The 15875-nt window shown below is 73.3% G+C and carries 13 protein-coding genes; 2 read left to right on the forward strand and 11 right to left on the reverse strand.

The annotated features are described in order from the left end of the window. Positions 1 to 45: 45 nt before the first annotated feature. The 11 genes from AC2W7E_RS15720 to AC2W7E_RS15770 all read right to left on the reverse strand — a co-directional run bounded on the left by AC2W7E_RS15720 (position 46) and on the right by AC2W7E_RS15770 (position 12770). Entirely contained in the window at positions 46 to 864 is an 819-nt protein-coding gene (locus tag AC2W7E_RS15720; RefSeq protein WP_485989483.1) for an ABC transporter ATP-binding protein, read from the reverse strand. An 11-nt stretch (positions 865 to 875) separates the two neighbouring features. After that, entirely contained in the window at positions 876 to 1910 is a 1035-nt protein-coding gene (locus AC2W7E_RS15725) for an ABC transporter substrate-binding protein (protein ID WP_485989484.1), read from the reverse strand. 30 nt (positions 1911 to 1940) lie between these two features. Continuing rightward, positions 1941 to 2792 carry an ABC transporter permease gene (locus AC2W7E_RS15730; protein WP_025105461.1) on the reverse strand — a complete coding sequence of 284 codons (852 nt, stop codon included), beginning with the start codon at positions 2790 to 2792 and terminating at the stop codon, positions 1941 to 1943. Between the two features lie 141 nt (positions 2793 to 2933). After that, complete coding sequence (locus tag AC2W7E_RS15735) at positions 2934 to 4037, reverse strand: glycerate kinase (RefSeq protein WP_485989485.1); 1104 nt, start codon at positions 4035 to 4037, stop codon at positions 2934 to 2936. Then, positions 4034 to 5101 carry a LacI family DNA-binding transcriptional regulator gene (locus AC2W7E_RS15740; protein WP_485989486.1) on the reverse strand — a complete coding sequence of 356 codons (1068 nt, stop codon included), beginning with the start codon at positions 5099 to 5101 and terminating at the stop codon, positions 4034 to 4036. The genes AC2W7E_RS15735 and AC2W7E_RS15740 overlap by 4 nt, the downstream gene beginning before the upstream one ends. A 43-nt stretch (positions 5102 to 5144) precedes the next feature. Beyond that, complete coding sequence (locus AC2W7E_RS15745; RefSeq protein WP_338566773.1) at positions 5145 to 5909, reverse strand: sugar phosphate isomerase/epimerase family protein; 765 nt, start codon at positions 5907 to 5909, stop codon at positions 5145 to 5147. Positions 5910 to 6434: 525 nt separating this feature from the next. Next, entirely contained in the window at positions 6435 to 7352 is a 918-nt protein-coding gene (locus tag AC2W7E_RS15750) for a sugar phosphate isomerase/epimerase family protein (protein ID WP_025105457.1), read from the reverse strand. Next, positions 7349 to 8569, reverse strand: a complete 1221-nt coding sequence (locus tag AC2W7E_RS15755) for a DUF993 family protein (RefSeq protein ID WP_025105456.1) — start codon at positions 8567 to 8569, stop codon at positions 7349 to 7351. Before AC2W7E_RS15755 ends, AC2W7E_RS15750 begins: the two co-directional genes overlap by 4 nt. Next, positions 8566 to 9735 carry a Gfo/Idh/MocA family protein gene (locus tag AC2W7E_RS15760; protein WP_485989487.1) on the reverse strand — a complete coding sequence of 390 codons (1170 nt, stop codon included), beginning with the start codon at positions 9733 to 9735 and terminating at the stop codon, positions 8566 to 8568. The genes AC2W7E_RS15755 and AC2W7E_RS15760 overlap by 4 nt, the downstream gene beginning before the upstream one ends. Positions 9736 to 9837: 102 nt before the next feature. Next, a complete protein-coding gene (locus AC2W7E_RS15765; RefSeq protein WP_485989488.1) occupies positions 9838 to 10938 on the reverse strand; it encodes a substrate-binding domain-containing protein in 1101 nt (366 codons plus the stop codon). Further along, positions 10935 to 12770 (reverse strand): hypothetical protein, encoded by a 1836-nt coding sequence (locus AC2W7E_RS15770; protein WP_485989489.1) that lies wholly within the window; start codon positions 12768 to 12770, stop codon positions 10935 to 10937. The genes AC2W7E_RS15765 and AC2W7E_RS15770 overlap by 4 nt, the downstream gene beginning before the upstream one ends. A 656-nt stretch (positions 12771 to 13426) precedes the next feature. On the opposite strand from AC2W7E_RS15770, the gene AC2W7E_RS15775 reads away from it, so the two are divergent. Both AC2W7E_RS15775 and AC2W7E_RS15780 read left to right on the forward strand, forming a co-directional pair. Then, on the forward strand, positions 13427 to 13918 hold the full coding sequence (locus AC2W7E_RS15775) for an NAD(P)-dependent oxidoreductase (RefSeq protein ID WP_485989496.1): 492 nt from the start codon (positions 13427 to 13429) through the stop codon (positions 13916 to 13918). Continuing rightward, positions 13915 to 15873: a DUF2264 domain-containing protein gene (locus tag AC2W7E_RS15780; protein ID WP_485989490.1), complete on the forward strand. Its 1959-nt coding sequence runs from the start codon at positions 13915 to 13917 to the stop codon at positions 15871 to 15873. Before AC2W7E_RS15775 ends, AC2W7E_RS15780 begins: the two co-directional genes overlap by 4 nt. The last annotated feature ends 2 nt before the right edge of the window (positions 15874 to 15875 follow it).

The raw sequence follows: 15875 nt of genomic DNA on the forward strand, positions 1-15875 counted from the left end.
GCGGTTTTGATCCGCACACGGGCGGGGACGGGGCGGACCGGGGGGTCAGTCGGCGTCGGTGGAGGAGCCGAGGAGCTCGCGGACGCGGCTCGAGACGCGGTGGAACTCCTCCGTCTCCAGAACATCGGCGTAGCCGCGGCGGGCCGGGAGGTCGACGCGGTGCTCCTCCAGGATCCGCCCGGGGCGCGGCCCCATCACGATGACGCGACTGGCGAGGTAGACGGCCTCCGCGACCGAGTGGGTCACGAGCAGCACGGTCGTGCCGGTGGCGCTCCAGATCCGGTTGAGCTCGACGTTCATACGCTCGCGCGTGAGGGCGTCGAGGGCACCGAACGGCTCGTCCATGAGCAGCACCCGCGGCTCGTGCAGCAGGGCGCGGCACAGCGACACCCGCTGCTGCATGCCGCCGGAGAGCTCGTGCGGCAGCGACTTCTCGAAGCCGGTGAGACCGGTCATCTCGATGAGCTCGTCGGCGCGGGCCTGAGCCTTGCGCATGTCCATCCCGCGCATCTCGGCCTGCAGGAGGATGTTGCCGCGGACGCTGCGCCATTCCAGGAGCGCCGCCCGCTGGAACACGTAGCCGATATCCTGCCGCGGACCGCGGACCTCGTCGCCGCGCAGCCGGATGCTGCCGCGGCTCGGAGCGGTGAGTCCGGCGACCGCCTTCAGGAGCGTCGACTTCCCGCATCCCGAGGGCCCGGCGATGGAGAGGAACTCCCCCTCCTCGACGCGCAGGTCGACGCCCTCGAGAGCCGTGACCTGGCGCCGCTTGGAGGCGAAGGTGATCGCGAGATCCGAGACCTCGAGCGCCGGAGCGGTGCCCGTGGCCGCGGATCCGCGTTCCTGCTGCACGTGAGTGTCCATGACGATCGGTCTCACTTCCCGGGGGTGAAGGCGTCGTCGAAGTAGGTCTGCACGTCGCCGTCGCCCGAGATGAGCCCGGCCTCGGACAGCACCTCCAGTGTGGACTCCCAGTCCTCGGTGGCGTTCGCGCCGGGAGCCTGGCCCTCGGTGGCGTCGGTGTGGAGCAGCTCGATGGTCTCCTCCCACTGGTGCAGCAGCACCTCCTGCGACGGCATCTGCGGGTCCTTGCCCTCCATCGCCGCCACGGCCGCCTCGGGGTCCTCCTGCGCGGCCTCGAAGGCCTCGGAGGTCGCCGCGACCAGCGCCTCGACGAGCTCCGGGTCGTTCTCGATGGTGTCGGTGGGCGCGATGAGGCCGTTGCTGAAGAAGTTCAGGCCGGCGTCGGAGTAGCGCAGGTACTCGACGTCCTTGCCGCTCTTGTCGGCGATGGTCGGGCCCTGGTCGTGCGCGAAGCCGATGAGGCCGTCGACCTTGCCCGAGAGCATGGCGGCGATCTTGCCCGCGGCGTCGAGGTTCTGCTGCGTCACATCGCCCTCCTCCAGGCCCACGGCCTCGAGGTACATCGGGAAGGTCGTGGTCGGGGCGTCGCCCGCGGAGACCGCGATGGTCTTGCCCTTGAGGTCTTCCGGGCTGGAGATGCCGGAGTCGGCGAAGACCTGCACGGCCGACGGCGTGGTCTGCAGGAAGACGCCGACGCTCTTGATGCCGACGCCCTTGTCGATGTTCGCGAGGACGGCCGGGGTGTCCGCCCAGCCGAAGTCGACCTGCCCCTGCCCGACGGCCTGCGCGGTCTTCGTCGAGCCCTGGCCGGCCTTGATCGTGAGGTCGATGCCGTGCTCCTCGAAGATCCCCTGATCGACGCCGTAGTAGAACGCGGCGTGCTCGCCGTACGGGTACCAGTTGAGCATGAGGGTGACCGGCGTGAGCTCGCCGCCGTCACCGTCGCCAGAGCTCGCCGGGGCCGTCGATCCTCCGCAGCCGGAGAGGGCGAGCACCGCGGCGGACGCGAGGGCGATCGAGCTGAGGATGGTGCCTGACTTCTTCATCAGTGCCTTCTTTCGTGGGGGCGAGGGGGGTCAGAGTCGAACGGTGGCCGCGGCGACGTCGCGCTTGGAGGCGTGCCACGGGATGAGGAAGCGCTCGGCGATCTGGATGATGCCGAAGAGGATGACGCCGAGCAGCGACATGATGATGAGCGCGGCGAAGAGCATCGCGGTGTCGAGGTTGCCGTTGGCCTGGAGGATCACGTAGCCGAGGCCCTCGTTCGCGCCGACGAACTCGCCGACGACGGCACCGGTGACCGCGAGCGTCGCGGCGACCTTGAGGCCGGAGAGGAGCTCGGGCAGAGCCGCGGGCAGCCGCACCTTGAGGAAGGTCTTGAAGCGGCTGGCTCCCATGGTCGACGCGAGCTGGAGGATCTCCGGGTCGACGGTGCGCAGACCCGCGAGGCCCGAGATGACGACAGGGAAGAACGCCATGAGCACCGCCACGAGGATCTTCGGCTCCGCCCCGAACCCGAGCCAGACGACGAACAGCGGGGCGATGGCGATCTTCGGGATGACCTGCGCGAAGAGGATGACGGGATAGAGCGTCTGCTCCAGGCCTCGCGAGTAGACCATGAGCACCGCGACGAGGACGCCGACGACGACCGCGATGACGAACCCGATCACGGTCTCGTAGGTGGTGACCCAGGTGTTCTGCGCAAGGTAGGCGGCGTTGTCGGTGAAGGCGGCCCAGGTGTCGGCAGGCGACGGGATGATGAAGGCCGGCACCCAACCGAGGCTCGTGGAGACCCACCAGAGCGCGAGTACCGCGAGCACGAAGACGAGCGGGTGCCAATGGCGGCTCCACCAGCGGACGATGCCCGGAGGCTCGGGACGATCGGCGGCCAGCGCCAGGGTCATGGTCGCGGAGGGGGCAGACGACATGGGGTCCTCGACATCTTCGTGAAGGATTCGGGAAAGCGCATTCCCGTTCGGTGTTGCGAGTCTATGCCGACGGTTCTGCCGTGTCAACGCATGGCCGTGTCCCCGCCGTCGTCGCCCCCGCGGGCGGGGCGTCCGGGCCGGTCACCGCGTCCGGGCGAGAGCCGCGCCCGCGACCCGCAGCCACCGTGCGGGATCGGTCAGGGCGGCGGTCGTCGACCCCGCCAGCGCGGTCAACGACACCGCCTCCGCGAACAGGGTCGTGTCCGCATCCTCCGCGATCCGTCCTGCGGCGAGCAGCGGTCGCGCCCCCGCCTCCGCCGCGAGCGCGGCGAGGAACGACGGCACCTTCCCGTCGCCCGACTGTCCGTCGTAGGATCCCTCGCCGGTGATCACGACCTCGGCACCACGGATGGCCCCTGGCAGGTCGACGAGCGCGGCTACCTCGGCCGCCCCCGGGGCGAGGACCCCGCCCCAGCGGACGAGCGCGGCGCCCGTCCCGCCGGCGGCCCCCGTGCCCGGCAGCTCCGGGTCGACGGACAGGAGGACGGCGAGATGGGCGAGCGCGTCGTCGACACGGGCGATGTCCTCCGGCGCCGTGAGGCCCTTCTGCGGGCCGAACACCGCTGCCGCGCCACGCGGGCCGGTGAGCGGATTCGTGACATCGGTCAGCACGCGGACATCCGGCGCCCCACGCAGGGTCCCGAGCTCCGCCGTGACGATGTCCGCCAGACCGCGCGCGCCCCGCGCCACCGGTTCGCCGTCCGCGTCGAGGAAACGTGCCCCGAGGGCGGTGAGCAGGCCGGTGCCGCCGTCGGTGGAGGCGCTGGAGCCGATGCCGAGGATCAGGCGCGAGACGCCGTGATCGAGCGCCGCGGCGATCGCCTGGCCGAAGCCGGTCGTGTCGGCATCCCCGGGGCGCAGGCCGTCGAGGAGCTCGATGCCCGAGGTCGAGGCGATGTCGACGACGCCGGTGCCGCCGGGGGCGTCGGTCGTGCTCGGCAGGAGCAGCCACGACGTCTCGACGGGAGCGCCCGCCGGACCGTCGACCGTGACCGGCATCCACTGTGCATCCGGTACGGCCGTCGCGAACGCCGCGACGGTCCCCTCCCCGCCGTCGGCCATCGGACGGAGCACGATGTCCGCAGCCGGCTCGACCTCCCGCCAGCCGTCGGCGAGCGCCGCAGCGGCCTCCGCCGCCGTGATCGTGCCCTTGAAGCTGTCCGGCGCGATGACGACCCGGGTCATGCCCGCAGCCCCGGGGTGCTCGCGCGTACGATCACCTCGAGCGGGAGCGTCGGCTGCTGCCAATCCTCGTCGACGATCGCGCGGAAGGCCTGGTAGCCGGCGTCGCTCAGCGGCACGCAGACCGTGGTGAGGGCCGGCGTGACGTCGCGGCTCGAGGGCACGTCGTCGAAGCCGCAGACCGCGATGTCCGTGCCGACCTCACGGCCTGCTGCGCGGATGGCCGCCATCGCGCCGATCGCGACGACGTCGCTGATGCCGAACACGACGGTACCCGCGGGGACACCGGTGGCGAGGGCTTCGGTCATCGCCGCCGCCCCGGACTCCCGACGGAAGTCACCGCGGACGGTCTGCGCGACCACTCCGCCGCCCTCCGCGAATCCGGCCCGGAATCCCGCCAGCCGATCGTCCGAGGTGCGCACGCCCTCCGCCGCCCCGACGAGTACCGCCGAGCGGTATCCGAGCTCCGCCATGCGACGGCCGAGCGCGGCGGCCCCGGCCCGGTTGTCGATCTCCACCCGGCGGTCGCCGTCGCCGTCCGCGCCGAACGCGACGACGCGGCCGCCGAGCCGGGTGAACTCGGCGAGCTCGCGAGCGGTCTCGGCCTGCCCCTCCTCCTGCGTCCGCGAGGCGGCGAGGATGAGGCCCTGCGGACGCTGTCCGCGCAGCGCCCGGACGATGCGCGCCTCCCGCGCCGGGTCGCGCTCGGTGATGGCCACGGTCACGACGAGCCCCTGCTCGTCGGCACCCCGGGCGACGCCCGAGGCGATGAGGCCGAAGTAGGGGTCGGCGATGTCCGCGACGAGGAGCGCGATCACCGGTGAGCGTCCGCGGGCGGTCGCCTGCGCGGAGACGTTGGCCGTGTAGCCGAGGGCTTCGGCGGCGGCCTCCACCCGCTCCCGGAAGGGCGCCGCGACCTTGCGTTCGGAACCGTTGAGCACGCGGGAGGCGGTCGCCAGGGACACTCCGGCCTCAAGTGCGACGTCGTGCAGCGTGGGTGCCGGTCCCCGGGCGTGACGGGGGCGACGCGCGGCCGGCGGCTCTGCCGGTGTGGCGGACGGGGTCATGCTCCGAGCCTACCGACGGGAACGGAACCGCTTCGAGGGGCGCTCACGGCTGCCGCCCGAGAAACCCGAGGAGGGCGGCGGCTTCCCCGGCGAGGAGCTCCGGGGCGTCGTCGGGCACGAACTCCAGCAGCGCGTCGCGCGGCGGGTGCGCGGAGGCGGCGGCGTCCGCGAAGAACCGGGTCCACAGTGCGGACCGCGAGCGGAGCGGGTGGCGCTCGGTGCGCGGCCACCAGGAGAAGACATGAGCGGCGGAGACACGGGGGACGAGCCGGCGGAACTCCTCGAGCGCCACGGGGACGGGGGCGCCGACCGTGGGCTGCCAGTAGGTCGACAGCATCGGGTGGTCGACCTCGTGCAGCAGCTCGAGGGTGGCCGGCGCGGTGTCGGCGAGCGTGCCGCCGTGGAACTCCAGGGCGAGCCCGATGCCTCGGGAGGCCGCCTCGACCGCCGCCGCGCGGAGCCGGGTCACGACGCGGGCACGCTCGTGCGCGGAGACCTCCGCCGAGCCGTGTTCACCGGCCCACACCCGTACCCGATCAGCACCCAGGGCCGCAGCACTGTCGAGGACCGCGGTGAGCGACTCCTCGGGACCGGCGCGGAAGTACGACCCGTAGGACGCGACGGCGAGTCCGGCATCCGTGGTCATCCGCGCGACCTCCGCCGCGCGGTCGACATCCCCCGGCGGCACATGCACGTCTCCGCCCCACTCGATCACGTCGAGACCCGCGGCGGCCGCGAGCGCCACGATCCTCTCCGGCGGCAGCGCCCGGAACGTCACCGAGCACAGCCCCGCACGGATCCCCGTCATCCCGTCATCCTCTCAGTCCTCCCGATTTCCGGGTCGGACGTCCCGGCCCGTTCCGTCCCCCGTGTCGAGTCCCACGTGCACGACCTCGCCCCGCCTGCACGACGGAAACCCGTGTCTGACCCTGCAGACGGACCCGAGTCGTGCCAGTGTCCCCCGGTCGATCCGACATACGACGACCGAGACCGGGATCGGGACCGGGACCGGGACAGGGACGGGGACGGACTCCCTCGTCGAGTCCCACCTGCACGACCTCGTCCCACCTGCACAACCGGAACCCAGGTCTGACCCTGCAGACGGACCCGAGTCGTGCCGGTGTCCCCGGTCGATCCGACACACGACGACCGAGACCGGGACGACCGAGACCGGGACGGATGCACGACCTGAGCACCACGGGACGACCGACACCCGGGAACGGGTCGTGCATCCGGGACTGGGTCGTGCATCCGGAACCATGACCGGACCGGACCGGACCGGGACCGTGACCGGAACCGATCCAGGACCGGGGGACGGGGACGGGGCCGGGACTCACAGGTGGGGGGCGACCGCCGTCGCGAAGGCCTCGGCCGTACGGCGGACCACACGGGCCGGGTCGTCGGCCCACACGTCGGCGTGGAAGATCTCCACCTCGATGTCGCGGTCGTAACCGGTGTCCTGCACGGCCCGGGTGAGGGGTGCGAAGTCGATCACCCCGTCCCCCGGATAGTGCCGGGAGAGGAGGGGGTCTGCGGCGAGGGGGGTCTTCCAGTCGCACACCTGGTACGTGGCGATGCGGCCCTCGCGTCCGGCCCTGGCGATCTGGTCGAGCACCTGCGGGTCCCACCAGATGTGGAACGTGTCGACCGCGGCACCGACTACGGCAGGGTCGAAGTCCGCGGCGATATCGAGCGCCTGACCGAGGGTGGAGACCACCGCGCGGTCGGAGGCGTACATCGGATGCAGCGGCTCGATCGCGAGGGTGACCCCGGCGGCTCGAGCGTCGTCCGCGAGGGCGCCGATGGCGTCGCGGACACGCTCGCGCGCCCCGATGAGGTCGCGCGACCCCTCGGGCAGACCCCCGGCGACGAGGACGAGCACCGCGGTCGAGCCCTCCGCACCGGCCGCCGCGAGGGTGGCAGCCTCCTCGATCGCCCGGCGGTTGTCGTCGAGCGCGGCTTCGCGCTCCGGACCGGCGGGCAGCGTGAAGAAGCCCCCGCGGCAGTGCGTCGTGAAGCGCAGGCCGGAGTCGGTCAGCATGCGGGCGGCGACATGGAGTCCCACCGCCTGCACGGGCTCCCGCCACAGGCCGATGGCCTCGACCCCCGCCGCCGCCGTGACACGCAGGGCCGTCGCGAGATCCGCGTGCTTCACGGTGGCCTGGTTGATCGAGAGCCGCGGGTGCGGCACGGTCCCGACGCCAGCCGCCCGGGATTCGCGCTCCGCCGCCAGGCTCCGCGAGGCGGTCATGCGTCCACCCCGTTCAGCCGGAGCAGGCCGTGCCAGCGCTCCCGCGCGAGCTCCGGCCGCTCCAGGGCGAGCGCCCCGTTGGCCAGCTCGACGATGCGGCTGAGGTGCGGCAGGCTCCGCGCGGAGTGGAGCCCCCCGACCATCTGGAACGCCGGCTGATGACCGTTGAGCCAGGACAGGAAGGCGACCCCGGTCTTGTAATAGAAGGTCGGCGCCGCGAACACCTGTCGACTCAGCTCCTCGGTCGGTCCGAGGAGGGCGAGGTACCGCTCGGGGTCGTCCGCGTCGAGCGCCTGGATCGCGGCGGAGGCCACCGGGGCGAGAGCGGCGAACGCGCCGAGCAGCGCATCCGAGTGGCCGCGTGACGCGGACCCCTCGGGCGCGGCAGCCCCGGTCAGGCTGTCCCCGCCGATGAGGCCGACGTAGTGGAAGTCGTCGCCGGTGAACATGCGCACGCCCTCCGGCAGCCGCTCGCGGACCCAGACCTCGGACTCCGCGTCGAGCAGACTCATCTTCACGCCGGCGACCGCGGCGCGGTTCTCGACGATGATGTCGAGCAGCACCTCGGCGGCCTCCTGCCACGCGGGACCGCCGCTCCCCCCGGAGGACGAGGGCGCGAAGTACCCCGCCAGCTCCGGATCGAACGCGGTGCCGAGCCAGTGCAGCACGACGGGGACCGATGCGCGGGAGAGCACCTCCCGGTACACGCGGCGGTAGTCGTCCGCGCTCTCCGCGACCCTGGCCAGGTGCCGCGAGGCCATGAGCACCGGCCCCGCCCCCTGCTCCTCGGCGAAGTGCAGCTGCTCGAGATAGGCGGCGATCACCTGATCGAGCGGGACACGCGCCTCCTCGATGTGGTCGGTGTTGACCCCGACCACGACTGAGCCGCCCTCCTCGCGGGCGACCTCCGCACTGCGGGCGATGAGCTCGCGCACCGCCGTCGCATCCAGCCCCATGTTCCGCTGCGCGGTGTCCATCGCGTCGGCCACGCCGAGTCCCCACGAGTACACGTTGCGGCGGAACGCGAGCGTCGCGTCCCAGTCGATGTCGGCCGGCTGCCCCGGGGTGTTGTCCGCGTACGCCTTCGGAACGACGTGCGCGGCGGCGTAGGCCACCCGGCTGCGGAGCGGGCCCTGCGGCCGCGTGACGGCGTCGGCCTCCCGGAGCTCCGTGTCGGCGGTGCGGCCGTCGGCGGCGAGCAGGCGGAGCGTGGTCATGCCCGGTCCAGGGTCAGCGGCTCGAGCACGATCTTGCACCCCTCGGCGCTGGACGCGAGTCCGGCCTCGGCGAACTGGACCCCGCGCGCGCCGGCGAGCAGGTCGAACGGATAGTCGGTGCCGAGGACGAACGAGGTGAGGTACTCCTCCCACTGCTGCCGGAAGCCGTTCTGGAACACGTCGTTCGTCGGCACCTGCTGCCAGTCGGCGTCGTAGTCGTGGCTGTCCTCCAGGTCGGGGTTCCACACGGGCTTGGGCGTGGCGTTGCGCGGCTGGATCTTGGCGCCGAACAGCCCCACGACGGCGGAGCCGTGCGTGCCGTCGACCTGGAACTCCACGAGCTCGTCACGGTTCACCCGCACGGTCCACGAGGAGTTGATCTCGGCGATCGCCCCGCCGTCGAGTTCGAAGATGCCGTAGGCGGCATCCTCGGCCGTGGCCGTGTAGTGCTCGCCCTTCTCGTCCCAGCGGTCGGCGATGTGCACGGCGGCCTGGGCGTAGACGCTCTTGACCTCGCCGAAGAGGTTCTCCAGCACGTAGTTCCAGTGCGGGAACATGTCGGTGATGATGCCGCCGCCGTCCTCGGTGCGGTAGTTCCAACTCGGACGCTGCGCGGGCTGCCAGTCGCCCTCGAACACCCAGTAGCCGAACTCACCGCGGACGGAGAGGATGCGGCCGAAGAAGCCGGAGTCGATGAGGCGCTTGAGCTTCTGCAGCCCCGGGAGGTAGAGCTTGTCGTGGACGACGCCGGTCTTCACGCCCGCGTCGCGGGCAAGGCGGGCGAGCTCCAGGGCCTCGTCCAGCGACTCGGCGGTGGGCTTCTCGGTGTAGATCGCCTTGCCGGCGGCGATGGCCTTGCGGATCGCGGACGCCCGGGCCTTCGTGACGAGGAAGTCGGCGTAGATCTCCCACCGCGGGTCGGCGAGGGCGGCGTCGAGGTCGGTCGTCCAGTCCTCGATGCCGTGCTTCGCTGCCAGTTCGGCGAGTTTGGCCTCGCTGCGTCCGACGAGGATCGGCCGCACGGTCACGCGCGTGCCGTCCGGGAGCTCGATCCCGCCCTCGTCGCGGATCGCGAGGATCGACCGCACCAGGTGCTGCCGGTATCCCATGCGCCCGGAGACGCCGTTCATGATGATCCCGATCTCGCGGGTGGGGGCCTGTGCCATCTCGGTCCGTTCCTCTCGGTGGAAGCTGTCGGCGCTGACAGGAGAATCTTGGTAAGCGCTTTCCGAGATCATGGCATGAGACGCACGACCTCGCAACCGCCCCTAGCGCGGAGAGGCCGTGCTGGCGCGCACGTGCAGCGCCGGAGCCACCTCCACGCGCTCCGCGGGCCGGTTCGGGCCCTCGCGCAGGCGGTCGCGGATGAGCTCGACCGCACGGCGCCCGACGTGCTGCTTGGGCGGCCGCAGCGCGGTGAGCGGCGGGGACCCGTGCTCGGCGACCTCATCGTCGTAGGCGATGAGCGAGAGGTCGTCGGGCAGCCGCCAGCCCGCGTCCTGCAGATGCTGCTGGAGCAGAAGCGCCTGCGGGTCGGAGTGCACGAGCAGCGCCGTCGCCCCCGTCTCACGGATCTCGGCGAGCAGCGCCGAGACCACCTCCGCCTGCGCCGATCCCTCCATCCGGTCCAGGGCCGTGTCGCGGTCCACCGACACCGTGAGCCCGAGCTCGGCGACGGCCCGCGACCAGCCCTGCCGCAGCCCGGCGGAGGTCGGTGACTGCGGAGAGGTGAGGATCCCGACCCGCCGGTGTCCGAGTGCGGCGAGGTGCCCGGCGGCGAGCGCGCCCCCGAACGCGTGGTCGGTCGCCACGGTCTGCATCCGGGTGAGGGCGAGAGCGGGCGGGGTCCGGCGCTCCACGAGCACGACCGGCACCGGGAGCGTGTCCAGCCAGGAGAGCAGCGCGTGTCCGTCGGCGCCCTGCGTCTCGGGGGCCACGATGAGCCCGTGCACCGTCCCGGACTCCAGGAGCGCCGCGATCTGGCGGCGTTGGTCCTGCGCGGCGTAGCTGGCCCCGCGGAGCACGAGCTGCACCCCCGCCTCCGCCCCGGCACTCCGGGCGCCGACGACGACCTGCGGCCAGTAGTAGCTCAGCGACGGCACCACCATCCCGATGCGGAACTGCGGCCCGGGGAGGGCGGCCCGCGCGACGGTCGTGTCCAGCGCGCTCCGCAGCACCGCTCCGCCGTGCACCCTGGTCAGCAGCCCGCGGTCCGCCAGCATCGTGATGTCGCGGCGGATGGTGAGCTCCGCCACCCCGAAGTCGCGGGCGAGATCGGCCACGCGCACCGCCCCCGTGCGGCGCAGCTCGTCCAGGATCCGTTCCCGGCGGGAGAGGCCGAAACGCGGGGTCGGGCGCTCCTCGCTCATGCCGCCCTCCCCTGCAGCTCCCAGCGCTCTGGACGGTCGAGCGGTGCGAAGAGGACGCGCGAGACCACCGGCCCCCACGAACGCTCGAGGAGCGCATCGTCCACGGCCCTGCTCTCGACGACGACGTCCGCCGGATCGTGGGCGATGCGCAGTCCCCGCTTCCCATCCGGACCCGGGAGGAGGACGCCGGCACCGTGCACCTCGGGCGTCCCCGCGCACACGAGCACGAGACGGGTCGTCGGGTCGGCGAGCGCCGGACTCTCGTCGCGCACGGTCACCGCGCCGCCGCGCAGCAGCACCGTCCGCAACCACGGGTCGCCGCCGGGGAACGCCGTACCGAGGTCGAGGGTCCAGCCGTCGCTCCGCGCCTGCACCGCGGCCCGCCAGGCGCCGCCGGGCTCTTGCTCGCGCCCGCGGACCAGCGGCGTCGAGTGCCAGCCGCTGGTGACGTGCCACAGGCGGTAACGGGCATCCGAGAAGGTCGCCGCGGTGTACGTCGCCCGACCGACGTCGATCACGACCGGGACGCCGTCGACCGCGATCGCGACCGCGCCGAGGTCGTTGTGGTTGTGGTTCTCGTCGTTGCGACCGCCCTTGACGACGACCGCGAGCCCCCGCGGATCGCCGCTCCGCTCGCGGCGCAGTCCCACGCCGAGGGAGGTGAACTCGACGCGTCCGGGCAGGGGCGCAGGCCCCGGACGCGCCGCATGCCAGTCGGCGTCGAACAGCTCGGCCAGCGTCCGACCGAGGCCGGCGACGACATCGGCCTCGTCTCCGATGACGCGCCCCGGACGGCGGTGCCGCGCGGCGAACGCAGCCGTCGCCTCCAGACCGCACAGGACGGCGGCCCGGTGGAGCACGGACCACGGGAGGGCCTCCCCCGTGCGCGCCTCTGCATCCGAGAAGCTCGCCACCCACCCCTCCCCGAGCTGCACGCGCTCCGGGAAGAGGGCGAGCTCGCGCAGCCCGGCGAGGCGTCCGTGCTGGATCGCGGCGGCCACCGCACCGGCGGTGAGCGCGTCGAAGAGGCCGAGCGCATCGAACGCCCGCCCCGCTCCCTGCCACCAGTAGGCGAAGCCCTCGTCGATGCCGCCGTCGGCGGGAAGCTGGGCGAGATAGCGATCGAGGCCGTCGATGCTGAGGGCGAGCACCCGCGCACGCAGCCGCTCGTCCGCGAAGGCGAGCGCTGCCGGCAGCAGGTTGCCATGGATCCACGGCGCCCAGTTGTGCACGCGTTCCTCCGACCCCTCCCATGCCCACTCGCGGCGGTCGACGAACGGGCGCAGCACCCGCCGGACCGTCTCGTCCCGTACCCGTGCGACCAGACCGGGCGCGTGCGCGTCGAGAGCCTCGCCGAGCACCAGCACCGCCCACCCCGCCAGCGCCGCCGCCTCCCCCGCGCCAAGGTCGACGACGGGGCGCTCGATGTCGGGCACACGGCGCCCGCGGGCGAACGCGTCGTCGTGAGCAGGCCAGCACCAGGTCGACTGCTCGGCCAGGAGCCACAGGCCGTCCGCAACCTCGTCCAGCCGCTCGGCCGCCGGGTCGACGGCAGCGGCCAGGACGGCGCGGCGGAGCCTGAGGTCGCGGCGGAAGACCGCCCCCTCCCAGCCGGCGCGGTCACCGGTGCGGGCGTAGGCGGCCCACTGCGAGAGGAGCGGCTGCGCCCAGGCGGTGCGACGCTCGCCGTCCGCCGCCGCCAGGATCGTCGCGCGGAGTTCGGGCGCCACGGACGTCCATGCCTCCCGGTCGGTGCTCGGCGGCACGACGGGCCGATCGACGGCGCCGTGCTCGCGCCACAGATCGCTCAGGGTGCCGCGGGGGATCAGCATCCGGTTCTCGCCTTCGTTGTTCGAGTGTGTTCGATCAGCAGGGTTTCGGTTCGATCACGTTGCCTGCACTCGAACGCACAGTCTTCACTGGAACCGCGCGCTTCGGCAAGCGCATACCCGAGATACCCGGAGACCCATGACCCCTCGACCAGTCGTCCTCGCCGCCCTCTCGACGGAGGCGTGGGACCTCGTGTTCGACGACGCGCGGCGCGCCCGCCTGCAGACCCTCGCCGCGCCCGGCGGTCCGCTGCACGCCACCGCTCTCGACGCCCCGTCGCTGGACGACCGCCTCGCCGCCGTGGAGGTGCTGGTGACGGGCTGGGGCGCTCCGGTCCTGGACGCGCCCCTGCTCGATCGGCTCCCCCGGCTGCGCGCGGTGTTCCATGCGGCAGGGAGCGTGCGCGGCCTCGTGTCCGACGCGTTCTGGGAGCGCGACATCCTGCTCACCTCGGCCGCCGAGGCCAACGCGGCCCCCGTCGCGGAGTACACGCTCGCGATGATCCTGCTCTCCGGCAAGCGCGCCCTCCTCCCGCTCCGTACCGCCGACGCACAGCACGACCTGCGCGTCGCCCCGCGCCGGGGGCCGAATCGGCAACCTCGACCGCACGGTCGGCATCGTCGGGTTCTCCCGCATAGGGCGCCGCGTCGTCGACCTGCTGCGCCCCTTCCCCGGCCTCGAGGTGCTCGTCGCCGACCCGTACGCCGACGCCGAGGAGGTGGCCGCGGCCGGTGCCCGGCTCGTCCCGCTCGACTCCCTGCTCCCCGCCGTCGATCTGCTCTCCCTGCACGCCCCCGCCCTGCCCGCGACCCGGCGGATGATCGGCCGCGCGCAGCTCGCCACCCTGCGTGACGGCGCCACCGTGCTCAACACCGCCCGCGGAGCCCTCCTCGACCACGAGGCCCTGCTCGCGGAGTGCGCCGCCGGTCGCCTCGACGCGATCCTCGACGTCACCGACCCGGAGCCGCTTCCGCCCGACCACCCGCTGCTGCACCTGCCGAACGTCGCGGTGACCCCGCACCTCGCCGGCTCGCTCGGCACCGAAGCGCACCGTCTGGCCAACGCCGCCCTCGACGAGCTGGAGGCGTGGGTGGCCGGCCGTCCGCCTCGGCACCCCGTGCACCGCGCCGACCTCGCGCACAGCGCATGACGCCCCTCGCGCTGCCTCCGGAGGACCGCGCGCTCTCCCCGCACACGGGATGGACGCGTGCGCACCTGGTGGCGATTGGCGACGCCATCCTCGACGGGGCCGCCCGTCACGCGAGCCCGGCGGGCGCGGGCATCCGCTACCCCGGCGCTCCTGGCGGCTTCGGCGCCGCGGTCGATGCGCTCGAGGGATTCAGCCGCACGTTCCTGCTGGCCGCGTTCCGCATCGCCGGCGACCCGCTCGGCACGGAGTCGCTGGCCGACCGGTACGCCCGAGGCCTCGCTGCGGGGGTCGACCCCGACGGTGCCGAGCGGTGGCCGCGCCCCGATGAGGTCGACCAGGCGAAGGTCGAGGCGGCGGCGCTCGCGCTGGGCCTTCACCTCACGCGCGACACGGTGTGGGCGCGCCTCGACGACACGGCGCGGACCCACACCGTGGACTACCTCGCGACGTTCGTCGGCGGCAGCTACCCGCCGAACAACTGGGCGTGGTTCCGGGTGCTCGTCGAGCAGTTCCTGGAGAGCGTCGGTGTGCCGTACTCCGCCGCGGATCGCGCGACCGACCTCGCGCTCCTCGACGGCTTCGAACGCGAGGACGGTTGGAGCGCCGACGGCGCCGCCCGGTCGTTCGACCACTACGCCGGCTGGGCGCTGTCTTTCTATCCGCTGCTCTGGGCGGACATGGTCGGCGCGGAGCCGCGTCACACGGACCGGGTCGCCCGGTACCGCCGCCGGCTCGACGCGTTCCTCGACGACGCCCTGCATCTCGTCGGCGCCGACGGCGGACCGCTCATCCAGGGGCGCAGCCTCACCTACCGCTTCGCGACGGCCGCCGCGGTCGGGGCCGCGGCGTTCTCCGGCACCTCGCGGCATGACCCCGGCCTCCTGCGCCGGGCGGTGAGCGGTCAGGTCCGGCACTTCACCGCCCGCGGTGCGCCGGATGCGACCGGAGTGCTGCCCCTCGGCTGGTACGGCGCCTGGCGCCCGCTCGCCCAGGACTACTCCGGCCCCGGCTCCCCGTACTGGGCGGCGAAGGGTCTCCTGCCGCTCGCCCTCCCCGCCACGCATCCGTTCTGGACTGCCGTCGAACAGCCCCTGCCGATCGATCGGGGGCCGTTCACCCGCGTCCTCCTCGCCCCGGGGTGGCTGGCGACGGGCACCCCGGACGGCATCGTGCGCGTCGTCAACCAGGGCACCGACCACCGCACCTCCGGTGCGTTCCAGCCCGATGCTCCCCTGTACGCGAAGCTCGGGTACAGCACCGCGACCGCCCCCCTTCTCGCCGGCCCGGGGGCACGCGACCCGCTCGACGGCACGGTCGCCGTGGTGCGCGGGGGCCGAGCGAGCCACCGCTCCGGCTTCCTGACGGGGCGCCTGAGGGAGACGGACGGCACGGCGCTCGGCAGTTCCTCCGGCCCCGCGCACTGGCACGACGGCGTCCGCATGGGGTTCGACGTCGGCGGAGGCGGCACGGCCGTCGAGACCACGGTCGGCCCGGTGGTCGATGTGGTGTCGGCGGTGCGCGGACCGTGGGAGGTGCGGCTCGTGCGGGTCCGGGCGGGCGCAGGGCCGGACGGAGCGATCCACGACGGCGACGTCCTCCGCATCGGCGGATGGGCCCTGTCCGCCGCCACCGTCGTCGAGACCGGCCCCGCGGCCGTCACCGCCGCCCTCACCCCCGGCGGGGAGACGCAGAGCCGGGTGGTGGGCCTCCACGGCCTCGACGACGCGACCGCGGGGGTCCGGCGGGAGCGGGACGTGACCCCGCTCGGCCCGGAGACCGTCACCCCCTGGCTCTCCGCGCCGGTGCGACCCGACACCTGGATCGCGGTCGGCGTGCTGCTCGGGGGCTCGCCCGTTCCACCGGAACTCGATCTGCAGGGAGGGGAGGCGACGGTGTCGTGGCCGGACGGCGCCGCGACGACCTTTCGCCCGGACGAGCAGCTGCCCCGCGGATGAGC

The sequence above is a fragment of the Microbacterium sp. CFSPD4_SD4 genome (assembly GCF_057364585.1).